General features: G+C 75.9%; 2 protein-coding genes and 1 pseudogene. 1 reads left to right on the top strand and 2 read right to left on the bottom strand.

Annotated elements, in window-relative coordinates; translation table 11 throughout:
• Window positions 1-5 precede the first annotated feature (5 nt).
• Window positions 6-5,897 (bottom strand): WD40 domain-containing protein, encoded by a 5,892-nt coding sequence (locus ABD308_RS35275; protein WP_344344096.1) that lies wholly within the window; start codon window positions 5,895-5,897, stop codon window positions 6-8.
• A 160-nt stretch (window positions 5,898-6,057) separates the two neighbouring features.
• Here ABD308_RS35275 and ABD308_RS35270 point away from each other — a divergent pair, with 160 nt between their 5' ends.
• Entirely contained in the window at window positions 6,058-7,266 is a 1,209-nt protein-coding gene (locus ABD308_RS35270) for an ArsB/NhaD family transporter (RefSeq protein ID WP_344344094.1), read from the top strand.
• 40 nt (window positions 7,267-7,306) lie between these two features.
• Here the strand turns inward: ABD308_RS35270 and ABD308_RS35265 are convergent.
• Window positions 7,307-7,708, bottom strand: a pseudogene (locus tag ABD308_RS35265) (inositol monophosphatase family protein); the annotation flags it as partial.

Here is a 7,708-nt window from a genome sequence, read left to right as displayed (position 1 = left end):
CGTCCCTACAACTCCTCCTCCTGGGCGAGCCGGTGGACGCCGGGGAGGTGGCCGTCCAGCTCGCCGGGCTCGAAGCGGCACATGCCGACGGCGTGCCAGAACTCGCCGGCCACGTCGCCCTCGCACTTGTACGCCCCGGAGGGGAGCAGCGCCGCCCAGCCGTCGGGGGCGCCGAGCAGGGTGGCGAGGGCGGTGGGGCGGCCGTCGGCGGGAACGCGCCAGAGCCGGACGGTGCCGTCCTCGCCGCCGCTGGCGAGCAGTGAGCCGTCCGGGCTGAAGGTGACGGCGAGGATCCGGCCGGTGTGGCCGCGCAGGCCGGCCACTTCGGTGCCGCCGAGCGGGTCCCAGATCCGGACCACCCGGTCGTCGCCGGCGGTCGCGAGCAGCGGGCGGTGCGGGTGGGCGGCGGCGGTCCACAGCCGGCCGATGTGGCCGGTGAGGCGGTGGCGCACCGCGCGGCCGACCCAGATCAGCGCGGTGCCGTCCCAGGAGACGCTGGCCAGCCAGGTGCTGGCCGGGGACGGCGCGACGGCGTACACCCGGTCGGTGTGGCCGGCGAGTTCGGCCTCGACCCGTCCGGTCGCTATGTCGGAGATCCGGACCTTGGCGTCGTCGCAGCCGGTGAGCAGCTGCCGGCCGTCGGGGCTGAAGGCGATGGAGCGGACCCGGCCGCGGTGCTCGCGCAGCGTGGTGAGGTGGGCGCCGGTGCGGCGGTACCAGATGCGGACGGTGTCGTCGTCGTTGGCGGTGGCGACCAGGGCGCCGTCGGCGCTGAACGCCTCCGCCCAGACGTGCTCGGTCTCGACGTCCATCTCGCGCAGGTACTCGCCGGTGCGGGCGTTCCACAGGCACAGGTCGCCGTCGTTGGTGGCGGTGGCCAGTACGGCCTCCTCCGGGCTGAACACGGCGGAGACCAGCCGGCTGCTGCGGCCGGAGAGTTCGCGCAGCCGGCAGCCGGTGGCCGGGTCCCAGACCCGGATCGCGCCGTCGTTGCCGCCGGCCGCGAGCAGGGTGCCGTCGCCGCTGAAGGTGAGCGAGCCGATCCGCCGGCCGTGGCCGCGCAGCAGTTGGCGGCTGCGGCCGCTGGCCGGGTCCCAGAGCCGGACCCGGCCGTCGTTGCCGCCGGTGACGAGCAGCGGGTCGCTCTCCGCGCCGCCGCGCCCCGATCCCGGCCGGAACCGGCAGGCCCAGACCGAGCCGCGGTGCTCGGGGGGCTGCCGGCGCAGCGGCACCACCTCGCGCACGCCCGCCGCGCCGACGACGCCCGCGCCCTCGGCGGCGCCGACCCGCCAGACCCGGACGCCGCCGTCGCTGTCGCTGGCCGCGAACCGGGTGCCGGCCTCGTCGAAGGTGACCTGGTAGATCTTGCCGGTGGAGTCCTCGGCCCGTCCGGCGGAGGTGCCGTCGAGGGGGTTCCAGAACCGGATCCCGCCCTCGGTGTCGCCGCTGGCGAGCAGGTCGCCGTCGGGGTGGAAGGCGAGGGTGTAGATCCGGCCGGTGTGGCCGGGCATGCTGTGGCGCAGCCGGCGTCCGGCCACCTCCCAGATCCGTACGGTGCCGCCGGTGCCGTCGTCCGGTCCGCCGTCGGCGGTGGCGACCAGGGTGCCGTCGGGGCTGAACGCGGAGCGGTAGACGGTGCCGCGGTGGCCGGGGAGGACGGCGAGGCGGCGGCCGTTGACGGTGGACCACAGGCGGGCGCCGCCGCCCTGGTCGCCGGTGACGATCACGGTGCCGTCGGGGTTGAAGACGGCGGTGTAGACGGGTGCGGCGTGGCCGGGCAGGCGGTGCAGGGGTTCGCCGGTGGCGGTGTCCCAGAGGGTGACGACGCCGTTGAGGTCGCCGGTGGCGACCATCCGGCCGTCGCGGGAGAGCGAGACCGGCCAGACGCCTCCGGGGTGGACGTCGAGGCGGTGGCGGCATTCGCCGGAGACCGGGTCCCAGAGCCGGACGGTGCCGTCGGCGCTGCCGGTGGCGAGCACGTCGTCGGCGAACTTGACGACGTAGACGCGGCCGATGTGGTCCTTGAGGGTGCGCAGGGCGACGCCGCTGACGGCGTCGCAGACCAGCACGCTGCCGTCCTCGGAGCCGACGGCGAGCAGGTGGCCGTCGCGGCTGAAGGCGACCGGTTCGGGCAGCCGGGTGGAGCGGACGTCGAAGCCGTAGGGGACGCCGACCTCGGAGGGGCTGAAGCCGGCTTCGACGGGCAGTCCGGGGGCGACGGCGGCGGCGCGCAGTTCGGGGGCGGCGAGCACCTCGTCGTCGGTGACGGCGGAGATCAGGGCGGCGCGCTGCCAGCGGCTGCCGCGCAGTCTGGCGCCGCGCAGGTCGGTGCGGACGAGGCGGGCGCCGTGCAGGTCGGCGAAGCGCAGGTCGGCGCCGCTGAGGTCGGCGGAGTCCAGGCGGGCGCCGGCCAGGCGGGCGCCGCGCAGGTCGGCGCCGGCGAGGTTGGCGCCGAGCAGCCGGGCGCCGCGCAGGTCGGCGCCGAACAGGTCGACGCCGGAGAGGTCGCGGTGCGAGAGGTCCTCGCCGGCCAGGGTGGCGCCGCGCAGGTCGGTGTGGGCGGGCACGCGCAGCCGGTCGAGGACCTTGACGGCGTTGAGCCGGGCCGTCTCGGAGGCGGGATCGGCGGCGTCCAGGACGGAGCGGGCCCAGCGCTGGCAGACCTGGTGGTCGGCGAGGTCGCAGAGGAACTCGACGGCGAGCCGGCTGAGCGGGCCTCGGGCGAGCAGGGCGGCGTCGCCGCCCCGCAGGGCCTCGGCGGCGGCCCGGGCGACCAGCCATTCGACCACGGAGCCGTGGATGAAGTGGAACATGCCCTCGTCGGAGCGGACCAGCAGGCTGCCGGAGCCGACGGCGTGGGCGACCTGCGGGGTGGGCATGCGGTTCTCGGCGAGGCCGCTGAGCACGCCGGCGATGTCGACGATCTCGTCGAGCGGGATGGAGCTACGCCCGCTCTCCCACAGGCGCAGCGCGAGCATGGTGACGGCCTGCCAGAGCTGGTCGAGGTAGAGGCCGGGGGCGGCGCCGGGGCCGCCGTGGCCGCGCTGTTCCTCGAAGCGCAGCCAGGCGGTGAAGACCTCCTGGTAGAGGCCGGCGGCGCTGAGCGCGCGGCCGGCTCCGGCGACGGCGCGCAGCCGGTCGTGGTCGAGGTCGGCGACGAAGCTGAGCAGGCGGGGGTTGCGGCACAGGGCGAGCAGGTCGGGGATGCCTTCGAGCAGGCGCATCCGGCGGGCGGCGGCCTCCTGGTCGCCGTAGCGGTTGCCGAGGTAGCCGCGGATCTGGTGCGGGGTGAAGTCCTGGACGGCGATGAGCCGGCGTTGCGGGAGCATGCCGACGCGTTCGCCGAGCGCGGTGAGCACCTGTTCGTGGGAGCTGAAGTGCTGGGTGCGGCTGGTGACGACGATCTTGGCGTTGTCGACGGCGGCGTCGAGCAGCACCTGGAGGTGGTCGGCGGCGCGTTCGTAGCTGACCCGGTTGACGAGTTCGTCGAAGCCGTCGAAGAGCAGCACGACGCGGCCCTGGCGGAGCATGTAGCGGAAGGCCCGCAGGTCGAGGGTGTCGATGCCGTGCTCGGTGAGGTGGGCGGCGACCAGGCCGTCCAGCGAGTGCGCCTTGTCGAGGGCGCTGAGTTCGATGAACAGGGGGGCCAGGTGCGGGAGTTCACCGGGCAGTCGGCGGGCGAGCTCGCGCAGGGCGAAGGTCTTGCCGCGGCCGAAGTCGCCGAGCAGCAGGACGAAGCGGCCGTGGTCGGAGTCGAGCAGCCGGAGCAGTTCGTCGACCAGGCCGTCGCGCTCGTCGGCGGCGGGGCGTTCGGCGTCGCGGTAGCGCTGGGGCAGGTAGAGGCCGGGGTGGTACTGGCTGTCGGTGGCGAGCCGCTCGGTCTGGGCGGCGACGTAACCGCGCAGGTCGAGCAGGCCCTGGAACTCCAGGAAGGTGCGCAGCCGGACGCCCCGGCGGCGGGCGCGGTCGCGCAGTTCGCGGGAGGGCGGCGGGCCGTCGTGCACGAGTTCGGCGTCGAGGGCGGTGCCGTCGGCGTGCACGGAGTCGGCGAAGCGTTCGACCTCCTCCTCGGTGGGGGTGCCGACGCGGACGGCGACGCGTTGCTGTCGGACCAGCCCGGATTCGGCCCAGGTGACGAAGAGCTGGGTGGCGGTGCCGGCGACCGGGCGGATCTGGGCGCCGGGGTGGAGTGTGCGGCAGACCTCGGCGACCCGGGCCAGCAGCGCCTCCTCCGGGGTGACGATGGCGCGGGTCTCGTGGTCGGTGTCGGCGGGTTCGCGGACCTCCTCCAGCTGCGGCGGGCCGGCGTGCCGGGCGGGCTCCGGGGGCGGGAAGGCGCGCTCGGCCCGGCGCCAGGGCACGCTGATCCGCTGGCGTTCGCCGGCGGGGGCGGGCCAGCGGTTGAGGCCGTCGGGGGTGAGCTGGAGCAGTTGGTGGGCGCCGGGGGCGGCGGCGCCGAGCACGGGCAGCGTGCCGGCGGTGGTGGTGAGGGTGCGCGGGGCGGTGCGGCCGTCGCCGGGGCCGTGCAGCAGCAGGTGCAGGCGGGGGGCGGTGAGCCGGGTGAAGCGGTCGCCGTCGCGCAGCGGTTCGGCCTCGCCGCCGCGCGGCGGGCGGACGGCGGGCGCGAGGTTGCCGGAGCGGGCGCCGGGGGCGGTGGCGGAGACGGGGTGGCGCACGGCGCCGATCCGCAGCCAGCCGTCGTTCTCGTAGGGGCGCAGCGCCTGGGCGAACCAGGCGGCCTGTTCGGGGCCGAGCCAGCCGTAGCGGTCCTCGGGGTGGTGGGTCCAGGCCATCGAGGAGTTGAGGGCGGCGACGACGGTGCCGAGTTCGGGCACCGGGAAGAGGGTCCAGGGCTGGGCGCTGTCGAAGACGACGTCCAGGCCCTGGTAGAACTCCTGGAACAGCCGGGCGTAGTGCCGCCACTTGGGCCAGTAGGGCGGGGCGGGGCGCAGTTCGTCGGCCTCGCAGGTGGCGAAGTAGGCGCGGGAGGCGGCCTGGCTGACGTCCTGGCCGCCGGGCAGGACGGCGACGCGGTGGGGTTCGAGGCCGAGCAGGGCGCGGATGCCGGTGAGGAAGGAGAGCGCCTGCTCGCATTCGCGGGGGCTGCCGGTGGCGGTGAGGTCGCCGGTGACGACGACGAGTTCGGGTGCGGGGGCGCCGGCGTCGGCGAGTTCGACGAGGTCGCCCCAGATGGCGGCCTGAAGGTCGACGGGGTCGTAGCCGCTGCCGAAGGCCGGTCCGGCCAGGTGCAGGACGGTGACCGCCTCGCGTCCGCCGGGGCGGCCGGCGGCCTGCGGGTACTCGGGTTGCACGGAGGGACGGCGGCGTCCGGCCCGGCCGTTGCCGCCGACCTGGCGGGGGGCGGGAACCTGGGCCTGGGCGGGGTCCTGGGCCTGGAGCGGGCCGGCGGGGCCGCCGTGGCCGGGGTAGCCGGGGACCAGCTCGGGGCGGGCGCGGCCGTCCATCGCCTGGGCGACCCGGGTGAGCAGCAGTTCGCGGGCGCGGGCGGGTTCGGTGACGCCGACGAGGTCGATGTAGGTGAGGGTGGCGAGCAGGCCGTCGACCGGGATGTCCTCGATGCGGACGGTCACCAGCCGCCGCTCGGGCGCGTCCGGGTCGGCGCGCAGCGCGGCCTGCCACTCCATCCGGCCGTAGCGCGAGCGCTCGTAGTTGCGCGAGAGCAGCGCGATGACGGCGGCGGACTCGGTCACGCCGCGGTCCATGAAGTCGACGAAGTTGGTGCCGGGCACGAAGTCCCAGGCCTGGAGGAAGGCCCGGTAGCCGGCCTCCTCCAGGGTCCAGGCGATCCAGGCCGCCCAGCGTTCGTCGGCCGGCGAGTAGCTGATGAAGAAGTCGATCGGCCCGGGGCCACCCGGGCTCGTGTCAAGAGCCCCCATGGGAGGAGCTTATGACCGATCCGGACCGGCTCAACCCTGTTTCGCCGCAACGGATCCGGGTGGTTTTCGGTCCCGGGACGTCGAACGTGCGAACGGACGGCGGCCTTCCGTGCGACCAGCGGCCTCGACCGGCAACGCCTCGTGTGCGACCCTGACGACCGTGTTCGCGTACTGGCCCGCCGTGAAGCGGCTGCACCCCCTGGACCTGCTCGCCGCGGGGCTCCTCGTCTTCGGCCTGCTCTTCCTCGCCACCGGGCTCCTGCCGACGGACTCCGCCGGAGCGGCCGTCCACCGGGTCGCCCCGCTGCTGGCCTTCCTCGGCTCGGTCATCGTGCTCGCGGAACTCACCAGCGCCGCGGGAGTGTTCGACGTGGTGGCGGCCTGGGTGGCACGGGCCGGACGGGGCAGCTACCCGGCGCTGTTCCTGCTCTGCGTCGGCTTCGCCGCGCTCACCACGACGGTGCTCAACCTGGACACCACCGCCGTGCTGCTCACCCCGGTCATGCTGGCGCTGGCCTCCCGGGTCGGCATCGCCCCGCTGCCGCTGGCGATGACCACGGTCTGGCTGGCCAACACGGCGAGCCTGCTGCTGCCGGTCTCCAACCTCACCAACCTGCTGGCCGCCGACCGGGTCGCGCTCTCCCCCGCCGGCCTGGCCCGCGCCATGTGGGCGCCGCAACTGGCCGCGCTGCTGGTCACCATGGTCTGCCTGTGGGGGTTCTACTGGCGGCGCGGACGGCGCGGCGCGGCCGTCTACACGCCGCCCGAGGCGCACCGTCCCGCGGACCGGGTGCTGTTCCGGATCTGCGCGCTGGCCTGCACCGGCTTCCTGGCGGCCAGCCTGGCGGCGGTCGTCCCGCTCTGGGCCGCGTCCGGCGCGGCGGCGGCCGTCGTGGTGGCGGCGTTCGCGGTGCGCCGGCCGGAGGCGCTGCGGGCCTCGCTGGTGCCGTGGCGGCTGCTGGTGATGGTGCCCGGCATGTTCCTGGTGGTGCAGACCGTGGACGCGCACGGGCTGCACCGGCTGCTCGCCGACGCCGTCGGCACCGACGGCGGCACGCTCGGCCTCTTCCGGGCCTCCGCGGTCGGCGCGGGCCTGTCCAACCTGCTGAACAACCTGCCGGTCTACCTGGCCGGCGAGGCCGCCGTGCCGGAGGCCAACCACACCCAGCTGCTGGCCCTGCTGATCGGCACCAACGTCGGCCCCCTGATCACCCCCTGGGCCTCACTGGCCACCCTGCTCTGGTACGAGCGCTGCCGCTCGGCAGGCCTGCGCGTCCCCCTGCGCGGCGTCGCCGCGACCAGCACGGTGCTGGCGCTCGGCGCCCTCGCCCTGGCGACGGCGGCGCTGGCCCTGACCGGCGGCATGTGAACGTCCGGCGTCGGTCACCCACCGGCGGCGCGGCGCGCGCCTACAGGGGGCCTGCGCCAAGGCCCCGGGCCACCAGGTCCAGCAGGGAGGGCAGCAGTTCGGGGCGGGCGGCGACGTAGCCGCGGGCGGTGTCCGGCCGCCCGATCCGGGGGGTGAAGGGACCGCCGTCCAGCGCGCGGACCTCGACGCCGGCCTCGGTGGCGAGCAGGGCGCCGGCCGGCAGGTCGATCTCCTCCGGGCGGTAGCCGACGAAGCCGTCGATCAGGCCGCGGGCCAGCAGCTCCCAGGTGAGCAGCGGTGCCCAGAGCTGGAGCACCCGGCGGGCGCCGCTCTCCAGGCCGTCCTTGAGGGCCCGCGCCACCGGGTCGCCGGCCGGTACGCCGTGGCCCTGGGTCCAGCCGAGCACCGGGCGGGCGGCGCCGGGCGGGCGCGCGGGGGCCCG

The organism is Kitasatospora putterlickiae (genome assembly GCF_039527695.1).
GTDB lineage: Bacteria > Actinomycetota > Actinomycetes > Streptomycetales > Streptomycetaceae > Kitasatospora > Kitasatospora putterlickiae.
Note: the sequence above shows the minus strand (reverse complement) of the source record. Positions and strands in the feature narration are given on the sequence as shown.

What these genes read in the sequence shown, in the direction of transcription:
- ABD308_RS35275 (WP_344344096.1), bottom strand. Translation starts at nt 5,897, where the DNA reads ATGGGGGCTCTTGACACGAGCCCGGGTGGCCCCGGGCCGATCGACTTC.